The following is a 21,380-nucleotide window of genomic DNA, read 5'->3' as shown; positions in this document are numbered from 1 at the left end:
TGGTTAACTTGAAGATTTCCAGGTTGGTATGATCTGTGTAAAACAACGGTAGAGACGCGACGGCTGTGGCCGGACAATTAAGAGAACTGTCGTGCTTGCAGACTGAATCATAATCCGTTTCTCAGCCCCTGCGGAGGCAATGAAATTCACATCACCACAACTTTAAATATTCAAGGCAGGATTTTTTGTAACTGCTGTGCTTTCTCCCTGGCCCAAAATCATCGAGACGGCCAGCTATAAAGGAGCGAATATGCCAGAGAACAAATTCATAAGACTGTCCTTGATCATTCTTGCCCTGTTGCCTTTCTTTTCCAGTTCAGGATTTGCAATGGATGGAGATCCTGCACGCGGCAAAGCACTATTTACCGGAAACACAGCATTTGAAAAAGGGGGGGCTCCTTGTCTGGCCTGTCATAACCTTGCTGGGCTGGGCATGGTTGCCGGCGCCAACTATGGCCCCGACCTCACCAAAATTTTTGACAATTATGGTCGCGAGGGGCTGGAAGGGGTCCTCCCATCGCTGCCGTTTCCCAGCATGGAAGCCATTTTCGCTGATCGGCCTCTGACTGAAACAGAACAGGCCGATATGATTGCATTCCTGCAACAGACCGCACAACTTTCCGTGACCCCGAATCCTAGAAAACTCGCATTTCAGGTCATTGTCGGCGTCGTAATTTTGCTCGGACTGACCTTCCTGGTCGGCTTAAGACGGATGCATACAACCCGTCAGCCACTGATTGACCGTCAACGCAACCTCATAAACAAAGGTGGACTGCAATGAGCTGGATTAAAGATATCATCGATCCTAAAGCCAGGGCATGGGAAGAGTTCTATCGCAACCGCAACCAGTGTGACAAAGTGGTCAGAAGCACACATGGCGTTAACTGTACCGGAAGTTGCTCCTGGAATGTTCACGTCAAGGATGGGATTGTCGGCTGGGAATTACAAACGACCGATTATCCAGCCTTGGAAGACGGAATTCCGCCCTATGAACCTCGCGGGTGCCAGCGCGGAATTTCATTTTCCTGGTATCTCTATAGCCCCCTGAGGGTCAAATATCCCTACTTGCGAGGTACCCTGGTTGATCTTTGGCGAAAAGCCAAGGAGGAACACCAGGATCCGGTTGCTGCCTGGACATCGATCGTCGAGGATCCGGCAAAACGCAAAAGTTATCAGCAGGCCCGCGGCAAAGGCGGGTTCCGCCGTGCCGGTTGGGATGAAGCTGAAGAGATCATCGCCGCATCGACCATCTATACCATCAAGAAACATGGTGCCGACCGTTTGGTCGGTTTCTCGCCAATTCCAGCGATGTCGATGCTCAGTTTTGCCGCCGGCACCCGATTTCTGCAACTGATGGGTGGTGTCAACCTGAGTTTTTACGACTGGTATTGCGACCTGCCGAACGCCTCGCCCGAAGTCTGGGGCGAACAGACTGATGTCTCGGAAAGTGCCGACTGGTACAACAGCAAATATATTGCGGTGATGGGTTCGAACGTCAACATGACCCGAACACCGGATGCTCACTTTCTGGTCGAAGCTCGGCACAATGGTTCTAAAGTAACGGTTCTTTCGCCAGATTTCAGCATGACATCGAAGCACGCCGACTGGTGGATCCCGGCCCACGCTGGACAGGACGGAGCATTCTGGATGGCGGTCAACCATGTCATCCTCAGCGAATTCCATCACCAAGCAAAAACAGCCTATTTCATCGATTATTTGAAACGTTACACCGACACGCCCTTTTTGATCCGTTTAACGGAGAAAGACGGCGTTTATCAGGCGGGACGAATGGCAACCGCTGCCAACATCGAACAGTACGCTGATGATGAGAATGCCGATTTCAAATATCTGGTTTGGGATGAGAGTCAGGACCGGCCCAAAATGCCGCTGGGAACTCTCGGGTTTCGCTGGCAGAAGAAAAAAGGTGAATGGAACCTGCAGATGAAGGATGGTCAGGACGGCAGCGATATTACCCCCGCACTTTCCCTACTGGACAACTGCACTGAAGTTTTGCCGGTCAGCTTTGATGATTTTTCCAACGAAACCAAGGCCGTTCGCGGGGTCCCGGTTCGTTATCTCGAAACGTCCGAGGGCCCGGTTCCAGTCACCACCGTCTTCGATTTGCTGATGGCCCAGTTCGGTGTCGCCCGCGGATTACAGGGAGATGATCCGAAAAACTATGATGATGACCAACGGGCCTACACCCCGGCCTGGCAGGAAAAATTTACCGGCATCGACCGCACCAATGTCATCCAGTTTGCCCGCGAGTGGGCGTCTACGGCTGAAAAGACCGAGGGCAAATGTTCGATCATCATCGGCGCCGGAGTCAACCACTGGTATCATGCCAACCTGCTTTATCGAGCCGGTATCGCTGCTTTGATGCTGTGCGGCTGTGTCGGCAAGAACGGCGGCGGCCTCAATCACTATGTCGGTCAGGAAAAGCTAGCTCCGATCGCGCCCTGGGCGACCATCATGGGAGCTCTTGACTGGTCGAAACCGCCACGCTTTCAGAATGCCCCCTCCTACCATTATGTACACAGCGATCAGTGGCGCTACGAGCGTACGGCCGACGAGATGCGCGTCAATGCCATTCCGGAGAATAACAGGATCAATGGGGGACACACCATTGATCAGCAGATCCGTGCGGTGCGCAACGGCTGGCTCCCCTTCTATCCCCAATTCGACCGGAACCCTTGCGAAGTCATCAAACAAGCGGAGGCAAACGGGGCCAAAAGCGATCAGGAGATCATCGACTGGACCGTCAGACAGTTAACCGATAAAAAAATGAAATTTGCCGTTGAAGATCCCGACGCTCCGGAAAACTGGCCGCGGGTCTGGTTCATCTGGCGTGGAAACGCGCTGATGTCGAGCGCCAAAGGACATGAATATTTCCTCAAACATTACCTTGGAACACACACAAACACGGTAGCGCCAGAAACCGCTGAGGGCTCTGTGAAGGATGTTATCTGGCACACGAACGCTCCGGAGGGTAAGCTGGATCTCGTGGTTGACATCAACTTCCGGATGGATACCTCGGCCGTCTATTCGGATATCGTCCTGCCAACTGCGACCTGGTATGAAAAGGATGATCTTAACACGACCGACATGCACTCGTTTATCCACCCGCTCCAGGAAGCCGTACCGCCTTGCTGGGAATCGAAAAGCGACTGGGATATTTTCAAGGGACTGGCGAAAAAAATCAGCCAAATGTCCGAGACTCATCTTCCCGATCCGGTCCGTGACATCGTTTCAACTCCCCTTGCTCACGACACTCCTGCAGAAATGGCCCAGCCGGAAATCAAGGAGTGGATCAAAGGCGAATGCGCTGCGATTCCCGGCAAAACCATGCCAGGCCTGGCAGTCGTCGAACGCGACTATGTCAATCTTTATAAACGTTTTATCTCCCTCGGCCCGGGTGCCCGTAAAAACGGCATTGGTGTCCACGGCCTATCCTGGCAGATCGAAGATTTCTATGATGAATTGATCAAAACCAACCCGACCGTCACCTGGGATGGCGAAACTTATCCGTCGCTGGACAACGCCAGGGATGCGGCCAACGTTATTCTCCAACTCGCTCCTGAGACCAACGGCGAACTCGCCTTCCGGGCCTTTCAGGCGAAGGAGGAAAAGGTCGGTATGCCGCTAGTCGACCTAGCGGCGGATACCCGTGCGGTTCGCACCACTTTCAGCGATATCGACCGCCAGCCCAAACGTCTCCTGACCAGTCCCTGCTGGAGCGGTCTGACCAATAACGGTCGCGCTTATGCCGCTTACAGTCTCAATGTCGAGCGCCTGGTTCCCTGGCGGACGTTGACCGGAAGGCAACATTTTTATCTTGATCATGAAGGCTATATCGCCTACGGCGAACATCTGCCGACCTACAAACCGAAGCCCAGCCCGAGTTCGCTGCAGGATCTGGTGGTCAGCAAATCGGATGAACAGAGTATCATGCTCAACTACCTGACTCCGCACGGGAAATGGGGGATCCATTCAACCTATGGTGACAACCACCGGATGCTGACTCTGTCACGCGGCTGTCATCCTTTCTGGATCAACGACAAGGACGCGGAAAAAATCGGTGTAATCGACAATGACTGGGTCGAAGTTTACAACGATCACGGTGTTGTGGTCACCAGGGCGGTCGTTAGCGCCCGCTTGCCGCAAGGGATCTCCTTCCTCTATCACGCCCCGGAACGCACTATCGGCGTACCCAAATCACCGTTGCGTGGCAATAAACGGGCGGGTGGTCATAACAGCCTCAACCGGATCCGGCTCAAACCGAATCTGATGCTCGGCGGCTACGGTCAGTTTACTTATGGCTGGAACTACTGGGGCCCTCCCGGCGCCAATCGCGACACCTTTATTTTGGTGCGTAAACTCAAAGGGGAACCGAGCTGGTAATCCCGGCACGGCTATTTAAGGAGCTATAACTATGAATATACGTGCACAGGTGTCATCGGTTTTCCATCTCGATAAATGTATCGGTTGCCATACCTGCAGCATCGCCTGCAAGAACCTCTGGACCGACCGTAAGGGGACCGAGTACATGTGGTGGAATAATGTTGAAACCAAACCAGGGACCGGTTACCCGACCAAATGGGAAGACCAGCAGCAGTACAAGGGCGGCTGGGAAAAAACCGGTTCGCAATTGCATCTAAAAATGGGCGGCAAAGCGGCATCGCTGAGCAGAATATTTCACAACCCAGACCTGCCGACGATGGACGAATATTACGAACCATTCACCTTTAAATATCAGGACCTGACCAATGCGCCGGCCGGGACAGATCAACCGACCGCTCGCCCGGTGTCCATGGTCAGCGGCAAACCGATAAAGGTTGAGGCCGGTCCCAACTGGGACGATGATCTGTCCGGGTCGAATATCTATGCCGCCAATGATCCTGGCGTCGTACAACTGAGTGATGAAGAACAGCAGCAGATGTTTGCGATCGAAAAGATGGTGATGTTTTACCTGCCGCGCATTTGTAACCACTGTCTAAATGCCGGCTGCGTGGCCGCATGTCCATCCGGCGCCATCTACAAACGCGGTGAAGACGGCATCGTGCTGATCAACCAGGACAAATGCCGTGGCTGGAGGATGTGCGTATCGGCCTGTCCTTACAAAAAAACCTATTACGGCTGGGCCAGCGGTAAATCCGAAAAGTGTATTCTCTGTTATCCACGCCAGGAAGCAGGAGAAGCTCCGGCCTGTTTCCATTCCTGCGTCGGTCGCATTCGCTACCTTGGAGTTCTGCTCTACGATGCCGATCGCATTGAAAAAGTTGCCGGACTTGCCAACACGGAACTAGCAGCTGCACAACGCGACATGATCCTCGATCCTTTCGATCAGAAAGTGCAGGAAGAAGCCATAAAATGCGGTATCCCACCCGAAGTTCTGGAGGCGGCACAGAAATCCCCGACCTACAAATTTGTCAAGGAATGGGGTATTGCATTGCCGCTTCATCCGGAATTCCGGACCCTGCCGATGCTGTTTTATGTCCCGCCGTTGCTTCCAGTCATTTCGAGAGAGACCTTAGGCGTTCAGAAACTGGCTGACGACTTTTTCAGCAGCTTGGAAAAAGCCCGATTACCGCTTAAATATCTTGCCGGCCTCTTCACCGGTGGAAATGAAGAAGAAATCAAGACTGTTTATCGCAAACTGATTGCAGTACGGATCCAGCGACGTAATACCACCACCGGGGATATCTCTGCAGAAGAAGCAGAAAAAGCACGAACGATTGCTGGTATCGACAGTGCAATGATCGAGGCCATTTTCCGCATGACCGCACTGACCAGCATCAAGCAACGGATGGTGATTCCGCCAATGCTGCGCGAACAGGCTATTGAAGCCGGAATGGACCCCGAAAAATATAAACAGGGCATGGGTTTCGGCAAACGACAGCCACCCAAGAGACGCTGGTAATTATGATGAATTGTCAAATCAGTAAAAACATATGTCGTCAATTCTCCGCGTTGCTGAGCTATCCAGACTCAGGTGTAAAGCAAACAGCTGTTGCCTGTAAGGATGCGTTATTCAAAACATGTCCGGAAGCCGCCGGAAAGTTAAATGAATTCATTGCTCTCGTGGAGTTGGCCGATCCGGCCCGGATTGAAGAGATGTACACATCAACCTTTGATCTACAGCCGGTTTGCCATCCCTATATCGGCTATCAACTCTGCGGAGAAAGCCAAAAGCGCGCCCTATTCCTGATGAAGATGCAGCAGATCTATCGTGCACAGGGTTTTATTCCTGGAAATGAGTTGCCGGATCATTTAAGCGAGGTTCTTCGTTTCATCGGCACCGTAAACGACCCGGAGTGTTGTCGGGAATTGATAGACGATGGAGTTTTGCCAGCACTTGAAAAGATCATTCAAGCCATTGAAAACGATGATCATCCCTATAAAGAGCTTCTCAAAGCCCTGCAAAGCTTTCTCAATAAAAGCAACGCAGAAAATGGAGCATTATCATGATGGATTTGATTTTATTCGGCGTGTTTCCCTACGTGGCAATCGCACTCGCTGTTGCCGTTGGTACCTATCGCTATTGTTTCGATCGCTATTCCTATTCGTCACAATCATCACAGTTTCTTGAGAGTCGCGCCCTGTTCTGGGGCTCGGTTCCCTGGCACTATGCCATACTCCTGATCTTGTCGGCCCACCTGCTGGCGTTTCTTTTTCCGCCCTTCTGGGGAACTTTGCTCGGGGCGCCGGGACGTTTGTACCTACTGGAAGTCACGGGAATAATTCTCGGGATGATCACAATAATTGCCATGCTGATTTTAATTATCCGGCGTACCGGAAACGCCCGGGTCACCGCAGTGACGACAATCATCGACTGGGTTCTTTTGGTTTCCCTGTTGTTCCAGGTTGTGACCGGCGTTTTTATCGCCGTCACCATGCGCTGGGGCGGGTTCTGGTACATACATACCGTCTCTCCCTGGCTCTGGTCACTGGTTTCCTTCAGCCCGAAAATTGAATATCTGGCAAACATGCCTGTCGTCGTCAAGCTGCATGCGGTCAATGCCTTTTTCATGGTTTCGCTGTTTCCTTTTTCCCGGTTGGTTCACGTTGCTAGTATCCCTCTAGGCTATATCAGCCGTCCCTATCAGGTGGTGGTCTGGTATCGGCAGCGCAACAACCAAAGTTGAAGGGGTGATTGATCTGAATTTATCTGCCGTTGTTCCCATGTTGAACTGAACCCATCCCTGAAGGGTGTGATCATGCAAGAAGTTGCCACCGTAAAATCACACAAGATGCTCTTCCTTAACACCCTGGCATTCACGATCTGTTTCGCCGCCTGGATGTTCAATGGCGTGCTGGTGACTTTTCTGGTGGATAATCAGGTTTTCAACTGGGGGCCGGTGCAGATTGGCTGGCTGATGGGGATTCCGGTCCTGACCGGATCGATATTCAGGTTGCCGGCCGGGATGCTGACCGACAAATTCGGCGGCAAACCAATTTACGGTACCTTGCTGCTCATCTGTGCAATTCCGATGTATTTACTCTCCAAGGCAGACAGCCTCACCACATTTGCTCTCTGCAGTTTCGGTTTCGGGCTGGCCGGGGTCAGTTTTTCCATCGGCATTGCCTTCACCTCTGTCTGGTATCCTCGTGAGCGGCAAGGGACCGCACTGGGAGTTTTCGGTGCCGGAAATGCCGGAGCAGCGCTGACCACACTGTTTGCACCTACCCTGTTGAATCACTTGACAGATTACGGCACCGATATCGAAGGTTGGCGTCAGCTGCCGGTGTATTATGCGATTATGCTGGCATCAATGGGTGTTCTGTTCTTCATCTTTGCCGAGAACAAGAAACCAGCATCTTCAACCAAAAGCTTCCGCCAGATGCTCAGGCCACTTTCGGATATCCGGGTCTGGCGATTCGGTCTCTACTATTTCCTGGTCTTTGGCTGTTTCGTTGCCTTCTCCCAATGGCTGGTCCCCTATTTCGTCAATGTTTATTACCTGCCCCTGGTGACTGCTGGAATTTTCGCCGCAGCATTCAGCCTGCCTTCCGGCGTCATCCGTGCGCTGGGCGGCTGGCTATCCGACCTGTTCGGCGGCCGAACGGTCATGTACTGGGTATTGAGCGCTTCGGTGCTGCTCAGTTTTATGGTCATCATCCCGAAGATGGAGATCTATTCGCCGGGACGCGGAGTTATGGCCAAACGTTCTGGGACCGTTACCGAGGTTACGGCAACCTCGATCAATATCGGTGAAAATAGTTACGGTCTCAAACAGAAACCGGAATCGCTTTACAATTTTGACAGCCAAATTCTAGTTCTTCCGACCAAACAGACCTGGCAAGAACCGACTGTCGAGGTCGGCCAGCAAGTTAAGAAAAAGGAACTGCTGGCCAAGGGGGTTACGCGGATATTTTTTCAGGCCAATGTCTGGATTTTCGCCGTGATTGTCGTGATGCTCGGCAGCATCTGGGGAATCGGCAAAGCGGCCGTCTACAAACTGATTCCCGATTACTTTCCTGAGGAAGTCGGGGTGGTCGGGGGCATGGTCGGTGTCCTTGGAGGTCTGGGAGGCTTCTTCTGCCCAATTATATTCGGATATCTACTCGAAGGGACCGGGCTCTGGACCAGTTGCTGGATGTTTATGTTCGCCTTGTCGCTGATCTGTCTAATCTGGATGCATCTTGTCGCGACAAAAATGATGAAAAACAAGCACCCTGCAGATATGCAAAAATTCGAAGCCGGCAGCTAGCCCGCTTAACTTGACCGAGGAGATACAGTATGTCCATCAACCTGGATAAATGGGATGTGGAAGATGAGCAGTTTTGGAATTCCACCGGAAAGAAAATCGCCACTCGCAACCTGTGGATCTCGATTCCCAAACTGCTTTGCGGCTTTGCCGTCTGGCTCTACTGGAGCATCATTACCGTCCAGATGATCAACCTCGGCTACCCTTTCAGCCAGTCACAGCTATTCACCCTGTCGGCGATCGCCGGACTGGCCGGTGCAACCCTGCGCATTCCCAGTTCGTTCTTGATTCGCATCGCCGGTGGCCGTAACACCATCTTCTTTACCACCGCGCTGCTGATCATTCCGGCATTCGGCACCGGTATCGCCCTGCAGAATAAAACCACGCCGATTGAAATCTACTACCTGCTGGCGCTGCTCTCGGGAATCGGCGGTGGCAACTTTGCTTCGTCGATGTCCAATATCAGTTTCTTCTTTCCAAAAAGGATGCAAGGCACGTCCCTCGGTCTGAACGCCGGGCTGGGCAATTTCGGCGTCACGACCATGCAGATTCTGATTCCGCTGGTGATGACCTTCGGCTTGTTCGGCGGCAAGCCTCAGACCCTGATCAACACAAGCGGCACACTGATCGGCAAGATTCCGGCCGGCACCGAAACATACATCCAAAATGCCGGTTACATCTGGCTGATCCTGCTAATCCCGCTTGCCGTCGTTGGGTACTTCGGCATGCACAACATCAGAACCGAGGCCGTCTCACCTGATGTCAATTCGACAGTCCATGCGTTTGCTAAAATCACCGGTCTGCTGATGATCGCCTTTGTCACCGCCAGCATCGGCCTTTACCTCCTATTGCCAGCGCCAATCGGACTGGGGCTATTGAGTAAGTGGCTTGTCCTGCCACTAATTATTGCCGCTACGGTGTTCGGCATGAAGTACCTGACTCGAGGCGAACTACGGGCTAACCTGGAGAGGCAGTACCGGATTTTCAATAATAAACATACCTGGGCAATGACCATCATCTATACCATGACCTTTGGTTCTTTTATCGGCTATTCAGCCGCTTTTGCCCTGTCGATCAAGGTCATATTCGGTTTCTCGCACCTCATGGTCGACGGCGTACTAACCCACAATACAGCCAATGTCAATGGTCCCAGTGCCTTGATGTTTGCCTGGATGGGACCTTTTATCGGCGCGCTGATCCGGCCGGTCGGGGGTAAAATTGCAGACAAATTGGGAGGCGCCATCGTCACGCAGTGGGTCTCTATCGTTATGATTATTTCTGCCCTGGGGTGTGCATATTTCATGAAAGCGGCCTATGCTTCTGCTACCCCGGAGGACTACTTCTACCCGTTCCTGCTGCTGTTCATCGTCCTGTTTGCGGCGACCGGCGTAGGCAACGGATCAACCTTCAGATCGATCGCGATAATTTTTAACAAGGAGCAGGCCGGGCCGGTTCTCGGCTGGACCTCGGCCGTGGCGGCTTACGGCGCTTTCATCATTCCCCAGGTATTCGGTGAGCAGATCAAAGCAACGACGCCGGAATATGCACTCTATGGATTCGCCATTTTCTACTTTATTTGCCTGGCCTTAAACTGGTGGTTCTATACCCGGAAGAATGCCTACATTCAAAACCCGTAATAAGAGTATGAGGTGACATAACATTTAGCACAGAATCGACAACGATACTGACAGCCGCCAGTAAAGCATTACTGACTCCAACCGTCACTGGACAAGGCCGTTGTGGTACCTAAAGCTGCATAGTCGGTCCCGAAAAAATCGAAATCAGCCTGTCAGTGAACACAAATCAGGTAGGCTGCTCGGTGTTAGTTTTTTTAATGGCTGAAGGAGAAGCCCTGCACGGGCTTTCTGCTCCTGCTGCAAAAGCTTGCAGCGTATGAGATCTTTGAAAATTAGCCGAAAGATAGTCTCAAGAGCTTTCTTAAATTGAATCCGCAAACCGCCGGGATGGCATTGATCTTGTCGCCATCGGCTCCACTGAGATAGTTGCGATCCATCCGGTTATCGGTCTTCATGTGGCCAATCACTGGCTCAATAGCGTTTCGTCGCTTAAACCAGCGCCACCCACTCGGCTTCATGCTCTTTTCACTCCGGTTGGTCAGATAATTACCTTGTCGATATGAGTTCCATTGTTTTCCCGAGTCCGGAATCGATGCAGACCGAAATTCTTATGGGTCCAACCATCATGCCGTTTCCGGAGTTGGACGCCTTACCCGAAACCCTGGACGCTAAAATTGTGCTGATTGTCGAAGACAACATCTCAACGGATACGATCATGCCCCCAGGAAGCAAGGTTTTGCCATTACGCTCCAACATTAAGGCCATCAGCGAGTATGTCTACTACCAGATTGATCCAGATTTCCACAAGCTGTCGGGAATACCGGAATGCAATTATCATTGGCGGAGAGAACTACGGACAGGGGTCCAGTCGAGAACATGCTGCGCTGGCCCCGCGCTATCTTGGAGTACGGGCCAAGATTGTCAAAAGTTTCGCCCGTATTCATAAAGCCAACCTATGTAATTTCGGGATCCTCCCCCTGACCTTCAAAAAAACCTGGGGATTTTGAACGAGCATCACAAGGAGCCCGGGTCGAATTGCCGGATTTGCGGAAAATCATCGAACGCGGTGGAGTTGAAATCCCAGTTTTGATCGATCAGCAGGAAATTATCACACGACTTGAGGTTTCGGATCGACAGCGTCAGCATCTATTGGCCGGTGGAGTCTTGAATTTCGTTAGAAACCAGATAAAAGAAGCCTGAATGGAGGGCCACATCATCCCGGGGAAAATACATTTGTTCCAATTGAACAGCACTGTTTCGGATCTGAGGCCGAAACAGTGCTTATTTGACTTCTGCGGACGGTCAGACTGTCGTCTCCCAGTTGATGACATCGACGGGACAGACGCTGTCGCAGCTTCCGCAATCGGTGCATGTTTCTTTATCGATAACATGCACATCCCCCTGTTCACTGATCGCATCAACCGGACAAACTTCAGCGCAAGCACCACAGTTGATACAGCCTTCGTCGATCCAATGAGTTCCCATTTTTCTCCCCTTTCCGTAGATGTGTTTAAGTTATCGGTTCTGGTCGAGATCTAGAGCAATTCACCGATAGAGTCATCCCGGGAAACCTCTGTGTCTAATTTCCAGAGAGTAACGAAAATAGTTTCCTTATTGCTCAACATTTCCAACATCTCCCGGGCATTGGGAGGATATTGGGGAACTAACTGAATATTAAAGATTTTGCCTATTTCATTTCCCAAAGAGGACAGGAGGTCGAGTAGTATCTCCTGTCGCATTAGGGAAATCTTTATATATATAGGCTTTTTCACCCGTATCTAGCAGATGTCTCGCCTCTTCCATAAATCCGTTGTAGCGATGTTTGCACTCATAGAATCCATGCCACCATGCATAATCTGGAGCCATCATGGCTGTCCCCATACGAGCCCGTCGACCTTCATGGTGCCAGAGTTCGTAGAATTCCACCTCAAGGTGTTCGTCAAAAAATTTGGAATTATCGAGTAGTCCTTTACTGTACAGGTCATCCAGCATCGCTTTTGCCGGTTTAAAATAGACGTCATTATACTCCTGCACCACTTTATCAAGCTTGGTGTAGTGATCTTCAATCCAGTTGCTGGCATGACACTGTTTACAGATGTTTTTCATCTTATCCCGCTCAACTTTCCAATTGCTCTGAGCAGGCAGCGGTTTAAACTCTTCGGGGCGAACGGTGAGAGGTGCTTGTAACTCCCAACTAAGCCGCTCAGTGACATCATGTGTGGTTACCTGATCACCAGCACCACTCATGTGACACGATGCGCAGGTCGGAGCACGATAATCTACTCCAGCGGTCCAGGTTCCGGGTGCAGCATCCCAATTGTAGGTATCTCCGAACCCATCGTAGATATCACCGTGTTTCGACTCGGTATAAATCTCAATTTGCGGGTGATCGGGTCCCAAATGACACTGACCACAGGCTTCGGGTTTGCGGGCTTCTGCAACAGAAAATCTATGGCGGGTATGGCAACTTGTGCAACTCCCTTTGCTGCCATCCAAGTTAATGCGACCAACACCGACGTTGGGCCAAGTTTCGGAGGAGAGGCGACCCGTTTCATCCTTTTCGAGCACTGTGCCATGACAGTAATAACAGCCTGCTTGACGCTCGGTATCGGAATTCATCCCCTTGTTCAGCCAGGGGTCTATTTTCCACATAATTTCAACTGTATGAGCATGCTTACTGCGACTGTACTCGGTCACTTCATCCGGGTGGCAGCGCGAACAGTCTTTTGGGGTGACCACCTCAGCGATGGGTACACGATATTCCGCTCGTCCCCAAGGAGTATCATCACGTTGATATTGTTTATAATGGGTTTCACTGATATCCGGATCGGTCTCATCTGCGAGGTGACAGTCGATACAGGTAATATTGGCATTGGCATGACGACTTTCAGCCCAATCGGTAAAAATCCCCGGATGTTCTTGCTTATGACATTCTAAGCATGCCCGTGCGGCTTCCGACATGCTTCTTTCCAGGCGAAAGTCTCTGAGTTTGATTTGGTTGGCGCCGAAAACCGACGCAGCAAAAATGCCACTCAATATCATAAGGCCTGCTAAACAAAGATATCTTTTCATAAGCCACTCCTTCCTCAATCGAAAAATAACAGTTTTTAAAAAGGATCAATGTTCTTTGGCATAAGCATACTGGGATTTTGGGAAATGAACGAGATGACGGTGGCAGTCCGTACATCTTTTCACGAAGCCTTCGCGAGGATAAATGACAGTGCGGTGAGCCAGCATTGCCCCGCGTTTGTCGGGTAGATAAAGTAGGTTGCGATGACATTTCATGCACTGATCATTCTCGATATCGTGATAGGCACGCTCACGGTTTTCCGCACGGTCATACTTCTCCAGAAAGATGTGAGCGACGACATCCTTGATACCGTGGTAGGCTTTTTTATAAAAAAAATTGAAGGTATTATGGGGGGCGGGCAAGTGGCAGTCCATACAGTCAGCCACAACTCCCTGCTCGTTAAACCCGTGACTTGATGTTTTCCAATCGTGATAAGCAGGTTGAATTTCGTGGCAAAGAGCACAGAACTGGGGGGTAGAGGTTCGTACCATCGTGTAATATCCCATACTCATCAAAGGGACACCCAGTATGACACCGGCAATCACGAGCAGACTGGCTTTAATCCATCCTTTCATTGGGTCACCTCCTTTCTCTCTGCAATGTATTAAGCTTGCCTGTCCTCACTTTCGACCGAGTCGGTGTTTTGAAGTATTTCTAATGTAGAGAATATTACGAGAGTTTACGTGAGTTTAATCTTATCACTGTAAAGTGCAGAATCAATTTGACGAGACAAAACAAGCAAAGTTATGCCTGTTGGGGGGACGACTTTGCTTTCATGCTACAGAAGAGAAGGGTTACCTGAGAGGATGGTTTTTTAGAAGTATCTTCAGCCTTTTAACGGAGCGATTTCCTTCTTCAGTGCTTGCTTTGTTTCCCATCGGGATGTGACATCACGCATAATAGCCGCAAAGCCGATGATCTGGCTGTTTCATCGTGAATCGTGACAATAGAAAACTCGCAGGAGAGCCGCTTTCCCTCTTTATGGAGAGCAGGAGCAGCTAGAAGGTCAGTGCTGTGGCGACTGATACCGGTTTGTAAAACCTGGAGGTATCCTTGCCAATGACGACCGCGTTACTTCTCCGGCATAATAAGGTCAGGAGAGTTGCCCAGCACTTCTTCCTCAGAAAAACTCAAAATCCGTTCGGCTCCTTTATTCCAGAAACGAATCATTCCTTCTTGATCCGCAAACAAAACAACATCCGGAGTGTCTGTAGGAATAACCATGGTTTTATCCCACGCTACCCGGCTGAACCGGGTAGCGCTTTTTTTAATATATGATCATCCAAGAATCTGTTTGAGGTCCTCTTCTGCCGTGGTAATCGGTCCGATATTGTAATTTTCGACCAGGAAGTTAAGGACGTTCGGAGTCACAAAAGCAGGCAATGTCGGTCCCAACTTAATGTTCTTGATCCCCAGGTGGAGCAGAGTCAGCAGGATAGCAACCGCTTTTTGCTCGTACCAGGACAGGACCAGCGACAATGGCAGTTCATTGACGCCGCATTCAAAGGCTTCGGATAATGCCAAAGCGACCTGAATAGCACTGTAGGCGTCGTTGCACTGGCCGACGTCGAGTAGACGCGGGATTCCACCGATATCACCCAGGTCCATTTTGTTAAAGCGGAATTTGCCACAGGCCAGGGTCAGGATCACGGTATCCTTTGGAGCTTTTTCAGCAAACTCAGTGTAGTAGTTCCGGCCGCTCTTGGCGCCATCGCAGCCGCCGACCAGGAAAAAGTGCTTGATGGCACCGGCCTTGACTCCTTCGATAACTTTATCGGCCACACCGAGGATAGCGTTATGGCCAAAGCCAGTGAGGATTTCCTGCCCCGGATTCTCTTCAAAACCATCGCACTCCTGGGCTTTCTTGATGACTTCCGAGAAATCAAAGCCGTCGATATGTTTGACGTCAGGCCACTGCACCAGGCCCCAGGTGAACAGCCGACCCTTGTAATTGTCGGCAGGCTTCTGGATGCAGTTGGTGTTGAAGATAATCGCGCCCGGAAAATCCTGGAATTCCTTGTACTGATCCTGCCAGGCCCCGCCGAAGTTGCCGGCCAGGTGTGCATATTTCTTCAGTCCCGGATAGCCATGGGCAGGCAACATCTCACCATGAGTGTAGATATTGATACCGGTCCCCTCGGTCTGTTTGAGCAGTTCTTCGAGGAACTTGAGGTCGTGACCGGATACCAGAATGGCTTTGCCAGCCTTGGTGCCGAGTTGGACCGGTGTAGGAACCGGATGACCATAGGCAGCAACGTGAGCCTGGTTGAGCAGTTCCATGGTCAGATAGTTGATTTTTCCTGCTTCCAGGGCCAGGTTGACATTGGCCATCAGATCAAGGCTGTCGTCAAGTTGCGCGGCCAGAGCCTTATGGGTGAAGGCGTAGATTTCATCCGCTTCCTTCCCCAGAATACGGGCGTGATCCGCATAGGCTGCGTAGCCTTTGATGCCGTAGGTGATCAGTTCGCGAACTGAATGAATATCGTCATCAACGGTATAATCCTTGACCCCGTGCAGTTCACCAAGCTTGACTTGTTCGGCAATACTCTCCGGAAGATTCCAGCCCTGAGCCGCTGCGGGGATTGTTCCTGTGACAGGGCCGGCCATTGTTTTGGCCTTATCGCGCAAACGAACTCCTTCAACAATAAAGCTGGAAACCGCCTCGGCAGAAAAATCAACATTGGTGACAGTCGTAAACAGACCGTCGATCATAAAACGATCAATTTCGTTATCCTTAGTGCCGTTTTCCCGGGCCTTATTGGCCCAGAACGCAATGCCTTTCAACGTGTAAACCAGTAAATCCTGCAGGGCGGCAACATCAGGCTGTTTGCCACAAACACCGATCGCGGTGCATCCGGTACCTTTTGAGGCTTGCTCACATTGGTAACAGAACATCGACATGCTGTTATCCTCCTTTGGTTTAGGTGTTTTTTCCGGCTCTTTTTTGCCAAATAAGAAATCTAACCATCCCATTTCGTCTCACTCCCTTGTGATATGAAAAATTATTCTTGCTTGTGGCTCGTTACTAGTTGCCGGCCTCGTACGTTTCAACCATGTCCCGATACCTGTTCTCCAGATCTGGTGTTTTTAGCTCAGCGTCATTGTAGGCTTGCAACATGCCTGATCGAACCTCCTCGGGCAGAACCCTTTCGGCAAGGGGGTAAAGAACAGTATCCTCTTTTTCAATATGGCCTCGGAGCAGTGCTGCGTAGCCCCTGGCATTAGAAATGATGGCTGAGATCTGCTCCGTTTCACCTGCGATAACCTTTTGAGCTGCGGTTTCAAGATTGCGGACAAAAGCACGGCCCTGATCGTGTTCGATGTGCATGGCTTCTATGGGGGATTGTTTCTCTGGCATGCCATTTTTAACTAATTCGATGAACAAAACATCTTCTTCCTTGGCATGATGAAAGCGGTCTGCAAAGTTACGAATAAAGTCTACAGCATCAAGGAAAAAGGTCCAGTTACTGAACGTTCCTTTTTCCACCAGGGCAGTATTGTGTTCAACCAGGGCAATCATTCGCAGAATCAGTTGGTGCTCTTTAACCATTACCTGGGTGACATCAGTCTTCATCGTTAGTTTCTCCTTTGACCATCCACGCCAATGATGACGATATCCAAAGGAACATCCTTGCCGGACTGGGCAATTGCCTGCTGGGCGAACATGGCCAATCCGCGGCAACAAGGAACTTCCATAATGGTGACGGTCACCGACTGAATATCGTTCTGGGCAATCATCGCTGCTAACTTCTCAACATAAGGACTGCTGTCATCCAGTTTCGGGCAGGCGTTGACCAGAACCCGGCCTTTGATGAAATCACGGTGAAAGTCTGCGTAGGCAAATGGGGTGCAGTCTGCAGCGATCAACAGGTGAGCATTCTGCAAATAGGGTGCGGTTGGCGGGACCAGATGTAACTGGGTCGGCCACTGGCGCAGTTCAGAAGAAAGGCGCCCTGTTGATTCGTTATTGTTTTCAGCCTTATTTATTGTCCGGACCTGTGAGCCGGGACATCCGCATGCCAGGTTTGCCATGGTTTATTCTCCTTTATCGTTCAGGTAATCGTTTATTTCCTGCTCGATCTTTGCTTCGGCCTCTGCCCCCAAGGCGTGAATCGTCACCACGTCCTTGACGAGACAAATGCCGACTCCGCAGGTGACACAGCCGATGTCGTATTTCTGCAGAATCTCGCCGATGACAGGATGGGCTTCTATGGTTTTATTGATTGGTTGCTCACCGATATTGTTTTGCAGGTTCATTGGATTGCTCCTTGTTGTCCGTGTGATGTGCAGACAATACCTGAAGGAGGGAATGAAGAAATTGATTCAGATCAAAAAAAGACAAAAAAGGTAACAGATAGAAGAACTATTTCATCTCTCCCTGCTCAAGTTTTCACATGAAACCCAAGAAATAATTGTTATTATTAAGTTTCCAGGATGATTTTTCGCAGCAGCAAGGTGTAAACAGAAAGGTGTGATGACGATGTCTATCAGCAAAGTTTGGATATTTGGATGACATTGTCAAGTTAATCGCCCGAGGCAATTTCTCTCCAATGCCGCCTCGATCAAATCACCCCATTCCCCTCTGTCTGCTGGATACACGTATGCTGTTGCCAAATGTTGAATGCCCGGTCCCGAAGGACACGATAACTCTTAGCGCTGAGCAGGTGACGCTGCTGACGGAAGATGTTGTTGACCAATCCATGGAATGAAAGAAACTGCTGAGCTTGCCTCTGCGATTTGAATCGCCGCATCTTGCGCTCTTGCTGCCGAGTTGGTTGGTGAGAAACCTCGGCACGATTGTTCTGATACTGACTCGTTTCGTGAGGTGTATTGGGGGCTAATTCTCTTAACGCAGCATGGTAACTAGGAAGTTTGTCGGTTACGATCTTAAGGGGGTTGAACCCCGGATTTCCTCAGCAGATTGCGGAAGAATCGCAGAGCAGCTTTCCTGTCCCGCTTCTTTTGAACCAGAATGTCGATCTCATCCCCATCCTGATCAACGGCTCTCCACAGATAGTGTCTCTTCCCGCAAATTTTGATAAATATCTCGTCGAGATGCCAGATATCGCCGGGTCCTCCGGTCGACTTGTGAAGTCTCCTCGCATAAGAGGAGGGGAATTTCAGACACCACATCCTGATAGCTTCGTAGCTGACCTCAACTCCTCGGGCAGCGAGCAGCTCTTCGACTTCCCGGTAGCTGAGGGAGAATCGATGGTAGAGCCATACGGCGTGACTGATGACTGATCAAGGGTAACAATGTCCCTTGTAAGCGTTCTTTAATGTGTCCATCAGTGTATTCTCGGGGAGACTGGTTAACTTGACAATGCCCGGTCAACACCCTGTTCTTGGCTCTTGCTTCCGTTCTGGCCGGAAAGCATAGAGATATGGATTTGAGAACATTCAGTGCAAAAATGCTAGGTGATTCCAAAATTATGGAGAACTTGAGGGATCGATTTGCTGCTGTCTGGAACCGATTCAATAGCAGTCCCCATAAAAATTCTAGAGATCTCTATGAATCTTTAGGCTTAACAAAGCATCCGTCTGCGATGCTTTTTAAGGGACCCTTGGGAATTCATTTCAGCGATTCTCTCCTGGATATCAGTCGGATACCCGCGTTCGTTGGTGTTCCCCCCGATTTGATTGAGGCTCTTTCATTTACTAGGTCTCCAGAAGATTTGAATTACGTCCTGACTGTAGAAAACCTTGCTTCATTCAATCGTCATTGCCGTGAAACAGACGATCATGGTGCAGGCATTACGATTTTCTCATCCGGCTTTCTTAACCCTAATGCAGCTACTGTGCTCAGGATGCTAGATGCGAAGCTGCCTGAAACGGTCAAGTTTTTTCATTGGGGGGATATTGATGCCGGCGGTTTGAGTATTTATCAGCATATTTTCGATTCTGTTGATCGAGAAGTTTATCCTCACTTGATGGACAAACAAAAATTAAGAAGATTTGGTAGGTCTGATGAAACTGCTTCCTTTCGAACTCTTTCTCAATCAGTTTTTGAAAATGCCCTTATTTCTGATCTTGCTGAGGCTTCTAGGGGAGAAAAATGGTTTTAGAGCAAGAAAACATTGATCCTCAATTACCTACTCTTAAGAGTTGATAGCTTATGGAAGTCCTAGAGGCCTAGACGGGTTTTGCAAATAAAGTTTAAGTCACTGAATAAAATTCTCTCTTTTTTCAAACTGAGAATAGTATTTTTGCCAATCATTCAGACGGCCAATTACTTTATCTTAAGCAGGTCACTGCTGTCTCATAGATTGATCAATAAAAACAATGGCCTGGAGCCCACTTGTGTTACAATGAATTCGCCAAAATCACATTGAAAACAAGGAGTTCCAAGCCATGGCGCATTGTAGCACTGTTCTTTCTCAAATTGTACGTATTTTCCCGAGACATGAATTTCAGGCTCTGGCAAACAAACATCACGCCGGTCAGAAATTCCGCTCGTTTTCCCGTTGGACTCAATTTATAGCCCTGTTGACAGCCCAACTGACCGGCCGCAACAGTCTAAGGGATATTACCGATAATATCGCGGCTCAAGGTAGCAAGCTCTACCACCTTGGTGTCAGGCCATTCAGCCGGGCAACCTTGGCCAGAGCGAATGAAACACAGCCTCATCAGATGTACGAGGCCTTGTTTCAGCAGTTATTGGCTCGCTGCCAGAGTTGCGCACCGCGAAAGCGGTTTAAGTTCAAGGAGAAGCTCTTTCTCCTGGATGCATCAATGATTGACCTGACGCTGTCCCTGTTTCCCTGGGCAAAGTACCGCAAAGAGAAAGGGGCCGCTAAACTTCATATCGGTCTGGATGCAGACGGCTATTTGCCAGCCTTTGTCGATCTGACTGAAGGCAAGGAGCATGAAATCAAGGTCGCTCGGCAACTGGGCTTTCCCAAGGGCTCCTACGTTGTTTTCGACCGGGGCTACACTGACTACACATGGTATCAGGAGCTCACGAAAGCAGAAGTCCGCTTTGTCGCCCGGCTGAAAAGCAATGCGGTCACCATTCCCGGCAAGAAGCGTCGGGGCCGGAAAAGTCCAGGGGTCCTCTTGGATCAACAGATTCAGCTGCAAGGCATCGTGGGAACTTTCCGCAAGGTCGTGTATCTGGATGCGGAGACCGACATCACTTACGAATTTGTGACCAATGCGCTGGATATTCCAGCGGCAACGGTCGCTGAATTGTACAAAGAACGCTGGCAGATTGAGCTGTTCTTCAAATGGATCAAGCAAAACCTGCGCATCAAGAGCTTTCTGGGAACCTCGCGCAATGCCGTGATGACTCAGCTCTGGATTGCCCTGTGTGCGTATCTGGTGCTGGCGTTCTTGAAATTTCAAGCGAAGATCGGACGCTCCATGCAGCAGATGTTGCGAATATTACAGCTAAACTTGTTCGAACGACGCGATTTCAAAGAACTGTTCTTGCCGCCAAAACCAAAAATACCTTTATGCAACAAGCAGTTATCTCTTATTTGAAACTATGAGACAGCAATGTAAGCAGGTCAAAAATAGGATAATCAAATTTGATCAAAATAATCGAACAAGGATCTAAGAATGAACTCTGAAGCTGTAACGCAAATCGAGGACTCGTTTCTGTCGTTTTTGGGGAGAATACAACGGGCCATCGAAATAAAAACTGATGATGATTATCAATTTGCCCTCGAGTTGCTGGAACAGCTTATGACAAAAGCCGAGGATCGAGAGGGGGAGCCGCTGCTGTATTTGATGGATATCGTATCTGATTCCATTGAGGACTATGAAAACAGCCTTGAAAGCATTCAGCGTTTTGATCAAGAGGGAAACTCAATTGATCCAGGCATATCGACTTTGAGGGTTTTGATTGACCAGTACGGTTTGACTTATTCCGATCTCAAAGATGAGATCGGCACCAAATCGCTTGTCTCACAGATTTTAAGCGGGTCGAAAAGCTTAACCAAGACCCATATTGCAAAGCTGTCGAAGCGGTTCAATATCAGCCCACAATTGTTTTTTTAACCCGAATCTGCACTGCCTTGTTCA

Annotated in this window: 19 protein-coding genes and 2 pseudogenes; 11 read left to right on the top strand and 10 right to left on the bottom strand. The window is 50.0% G+C overall.

Going from position 1 to position 21,380, the window contains the following annotated elements:
- The first annotated feature begins 280 nt into the window (after window positions 1–280).
- The 7 genes from N909_RS0116325 (at window position 281) to N909_RS0116295 (ending at window position 10,345) form a co-directional block, all read left to right on the top strand.
- Window positions 281–781: a c-type cytochrome gene (locus N909_RS0116325; RefSeq protein WP_162179131.1), complete on the top strand. Its 501-nt coding sequence runs from the start codon at window positions 281–283 to the stop codon at window positions 779–781.
- On the top strand, window positions 778–4,401 hold the full coding sequence (locus N909_RS0116320) for a nitrate reductase subunit alpha (protein WP_029917027.1): 3,624 nt from the start codon (window positions 778–780) through the stop codon (window positions 4,399–4,401). The genes N909_RS0116325 and N909_RS0116320 overlap by 4 nt, the downstream gene beginning before the upstream one ends.
- Window positions 4,402–4,432: 31 nt before the next feature.
- Window positions 4,433–5,920, top strand: a complete 1,488-nt coding sequence (gene narH, locus N909_RS0116315; RefSeq protein WP_029917026.1) for a nitrate reductase subunit beta — start codon at window positions 4,433–4,435, stop codon at window positions 5,918–5,920.
- A 2-nt stretch (window positions 5,921–5,922) separates the two neighbouring features.
- The gene (gene narJ / locus N909_RS23965) at window positions 5,923–6,468 is read left to right on the top strand and encodes a nitrate reductase molybdenum cofactor assembly chaperone (RefSeq protein ID WP_051689835.1); all 546 of its coding nucleotides are present in this window, start codon (window positions 5,923–5,925) and stop codon (window positions 6,466–6,468) included.
- On the top strand, window positions 6,465–7,145 hold the full coding sequence (gene narI / locus N909_RS0116305; protein WP_029917024.1) for a respiratory nitrate reductase subunit gamma: 681 nt from the start codon (window positions 6,465–6,467) through the stop codon (window positions 7,143–7,145). The genes narJ and narI overlap by 4 nt, the downstream gene beginning before the upstream one ends.
- Before the next feature lie 72 nt (window positions 7,146–7,217).
- Window positions 7,218–8,711, top strand: coding sequence for an MFS transporter (locus N909_RS0116300; protein WP_029917023.1), 1,494 nt, complete (start codon window positions 7,218–7,220; stop codon window positions 8,709–8,711).
- 29 nt (window positions 8,712–8,740) lie between these two features.
- Window positions 8,741–10,345 (top strand): MFS transporter, encoded by a 1,605-nt coding sequence (locus tag N909_RS0116295; protein ID WP_029917022.1) that lies wholly within the window; start codon window positions 8,741–8,743, stop codon window positions 10,343–10,345.
- Between the two features lie 287 nt (window positions 10,346–10,632).
- Here the strand turns inward: N909_RS0116295 and N909_RS0116290 are convergent.
- Window positions 10,633–10,812 (bottom strand): annotated as a pseudogene (locus N909_RS0116290) (IS5/IS1182 family transposase); the annotation flags it as partial.
- Between the two features lie 246 nt (window positions 10,813–11,058).
- On the opposite strand from N909_RS0116290, the gene N909_RS26205 reads away from it, so the two are divergent.
- Window positions 11,059–11,292: a hypothetical protein gene (locus N909_RS26205; RefSeq protein WP_245613611.1), complete on the top strand. Its 234-nt coding sequence runs from the start codon at window positions 11,059–11,061 to the stop codon at window positions 11,290–11,292.
- Between the two features lie 295 nt (window positions 11,293–11,587).
- Here the strand turns inward: N909_RS26205 and N909_RS25350 are convergent, their stop codons facing one another.
- The 9 genes and pseudogenes from N909_RS25350 to N909_RS23955 form a co-directional block, all read right to left on the bottom strand.
- A complete protein-coding gene (locus tag N909_RS25350) occupies window positions 11,588–11,770 on the bottom strand; it encodes a DUF362 domain-containing protein (RefSeq protein ID WP_084167740.1) in 183 nt (60 codons plus the stop codon).
- Window positions 11,771–11,977: 207 nt separating this feature from the next.
- Window positions 11,978–13,357: a multiheme c-type cytochrome gene (locus N909_RS0116265; protein ID WP_029917017.1), complete on the bottom strand. Its 1,380-nt coding sequence runs from the start codon at window positions 13,355–13,357 to the stop codon at window positions 11,978–11,980.
- Between the two features lie 45 nt (window positions 13,358–13,402).
- Window positions 13,403–13,930 (bottom strand): cytochrome c3 family protein, encoded by a 528-nt coding sequence (locus N909_RS0116260; RefSeq protein WP_029917015.1) that lies wholly within the window; start codon window positions 13,928–13,930, stop codon window positions 13,403–13,405.
- Between the two features lie 496 nt (window positions 13,931–14,426).
- The gene (locus tag N909_RS26200) at window positions 14,427–14,579 is read right to left on the bottom strand and encodes a PAS domain S-box protein (protein ID WP_084167739.1); all 153 of its coding nucleotides are present in this window, start codon (window positions 14,577–14,579) and stop codon (window positions 14,427–14,429) included.
- Window positions 14,580–14,633: 54 nt separating this feature from the next.
- The gene (gene hcp / locus N909_RS0116250; protein ID WP_029917013.1) at window positions 14,634–16,250 is read right to left on the bottom strand and encodes a hydroxylamine reductase; all 1,617 of its coding nucleotides are present in this window, start codon (window positions 16,248–16,250) and stop codon (window positions 14,634–14,636) included.
- A 130-nt stretch (window positions 16,251–16,380) separates the two neighbouring features.
- A complete protein-coding gene (locus tag N909_RS0116245; RefSeq protein WP_029917011.1) occupies window positions 16,381–16,929 on the bottom strand; it encodes a hemerythrin domain-containing protein in 549 nt (182 codons plus the stop codon).
- A gap of 2 nt (window positions 16,930–16,931) precedes the next feature.
- Window positions 16,932–17,387, bottom strand: a complete 456-nt coding sequence (locus N909_RS0116240; RefSeq protein WP_051689834.1) for a hypothetical protein — start codon at window positions 17,385–17,387, stop codon at window positions 16,932–16,934.
- A 3-nt stretch (window positions 17,388–17,390) separates the two neighbouring features.
- Window positions 17,391–17,612, bottom strand: coding sequence for a hypothetical protein (locus tag N909_RS0116235; protein WP_029917007.1), 222 nt, complete (start codon window positions 17,610–17,612; stop codon window positions 17,391–17,393).
- 305 nt (window positions 17,613–17,917) lie between these two features.
- A pseudogene (locus N909_RS23955) lies at window positions 17,918–18,593 on the bottom strand (IS6 family transposase).
- 146 nt (window positions 18,594–18,739) lie between these two features.
- Here N909_RS23955 and N909_RS0116225 point away from each other — a divergent pair.
- The 3 genes from N909_RS0116225 to N909_RS0116215 all read left to right on the top strand — a co-directional run bounded on the left by N909_RS0116225 (window position 18,740) and on the right by N909_RS0116215 (window position 21,356).
- Window positions 18,740–19,420, top strand: a complete 681-nt coding sequence (locus tag N909_RS0116225) for a Wadjet anti-phage system protein JetD domain-containing protein (RefSeq protein WP_051689833.1) — start codon at window positions 18,740–18,742, stop codon at window positions 19,418–19,420.
- Between the two features lie 286 nt (window positions 19,421–19,706).
- Window positions 19,707–20,837: an IS4 family transposase gene (locus N909_RS0116220; protein WP_029909970.1), complete on the top strand. Its 1,131-nt coding sequence runs from the start codon at window positions 19,707–19,709 to the stop codon at window positions 20,835–20,837.
- A 78-nt stretch (window positions 20,838–20,915) separates the two neighbouring features.
- The gene (locus N909_RS0116215; RefSeq protein WP_029917003.1) at window positions 20,916–21,356 is read left to right on the top strand and encodes a helix-turn-helix domain-containing protein; all 441 of its coding nucleotides are present in this window, start codon (window positions 20,916–20,918) and stop codon (window positions 21,354–21,356) included.
- The last annotated feature ends 24 nt before the right edge of the window (window positions 21,357–21,380 follow it).

It is taken from the genome of Pelobacter seleniigenes DSM 18267, from assembly GCF_000711225.1.
Lineage (GTDB): Bacteria > Desulfobacterota > Desulfuromonadia > Desulfuromonadales > Geopsychrobacteraceae > Seleniibacterium > Seleniibacterium seleniigenes.
The sequence above is the reverse complement of the archived record's forward strand: the minus strand, read 5'-3'. Positions and strand labels throughout refer to the sequence as shown.

What these genes read in the sequence shown, in the direction of transcription:
- N909_RS0116320 (WP_029917027.1), top strand. Translation starts at nt 778, where the DNA reads ATGAGCTGGATTAAAGATATCATCGATCCTAAAGCCAGGGCATGGGAA.
- narH (WP_029917026.1), top strand. Translation starts at nt 4,433, where the DNA reads ATGAATATACGTGCACAGGTGTCATCGGTTTTCCATCTCGATAAATGT.
- narJ (WP_051689835.1), top strand. Translation starts at nt 5,923, where the DNA reads ATGATGAATTGTCAAATCAGTAAAAACATATGTCGTCAATTCTCCGCG.
- narI (WP_029917024.1), top strand. Translation starts at nt 6,465, where the DNA reads ATGATGGATTTGATTTTATTCGGCGTGTTTCCCTACGTGGCAATCGCA.
- N909_RS0116300 (WP_029917023.1), top strand. Translation starts at nt 7,218, where the DNA reads ATGCAAGAAGTTGCCACCGTAAAATCACACAAGATGCTCTTCCTTAAC.
- N909_RS0116295 (WP_029917022.1), top strand. Translation starts at nt 8,741, where the DNA reads ATGTCCATCAACCTGGATAAATGGGATGTGGAAGATGAGCAGTTTTGG.
- N909_RS26205 (WP_245613611.1), top strand. Translation starts at nt 11,059, where the DNA reads ATGTCTACTACCAGATTGATCCAGATTTCCACAAGCTGTCGGGAATAC.
- N909_RS25350 (WP_084167740.1), bottom strand. Translation starts at nt 11,770, where the DNA reads ATGGGAACTCATTGGATCGACGAAGGCTGTATCAACTGTGGTGCTTGC.
- N909_RS0116265 (WP_029917017.1), bottom strand. Translation starts at nt 13,357, where the DNA reads ATGAAAAGATATCTTTGTTTAGCAGGCCTTATGATATTGAGTGGCATT.
- N909_RS0116260 (WP_029917015.1), bottom strand. Translation starts at nt 13,930, where the DNA reads ATGAAAGGATGGATTAAAGCCAGTCTGCTCGTGATTGCCGGTGTCATA.
- N909_RS26200 (WP_084167739.1), bottom strand. Translation starts at nt 14,579, where the DNA reads ATGGTTATTCCTACAGACACTCCGGATGTTGTTTTGTTTGCGGATCAA.
- hcp (WP_029917013.1), bottom strand. Translation starts at nt 16,250, where the DNA reads ATGTTCTGTTACCAATGTGAGCAAGCCTCAAAAGGTACCGGATGCACC.
- N909_RS0116245 (WP_029917011.1), bottom strand. Translation starts at nt 16,929, where the DNA reads ATGAAGACTGATGTCACCCAGGTAATGGTTAAAGAGCACCAACTGATT.
- N909_RS0116240 (WP_051689834.1), bottom strand. Translation starts at nt 17,387, where the DNA reads ATGGCAAACCTGGCATGCGGATGTCCCGGCTCACAGGTCCGGACAATA.
- N909_RS0116235 (WP_029917007.1), bottom strand. Translation starts at nt 17,612, where the DNA reads ATGAACCTGCAAAACAATATCGGTGAGCAACCAATCAATAAAACCATA.
- N909_RS0116225 (WP_051689833.1), top strand. Translation starts at nt 18,740, where the DNA reads ATGGATTTGAGAACATTCAGTGCAAAAATGCTAGGTGATTCCAAAATT.
- N909_RS0116220 (WP_029909970.1), top strand. Translation starts at nt 19,707, where the DNA reads ATGGCGCATTGTAGCACTGTTCTTTCTCAAATTGTACGTATTTTCCCG.
- N909_RS0116215 (WP_029917003.1), top strand. Translation starts at nt 20,916, where the DNA reads ATGAACTCTGAAGCTGTAACGCAAATCGAGGACTCGTTTCTGTCGTTT.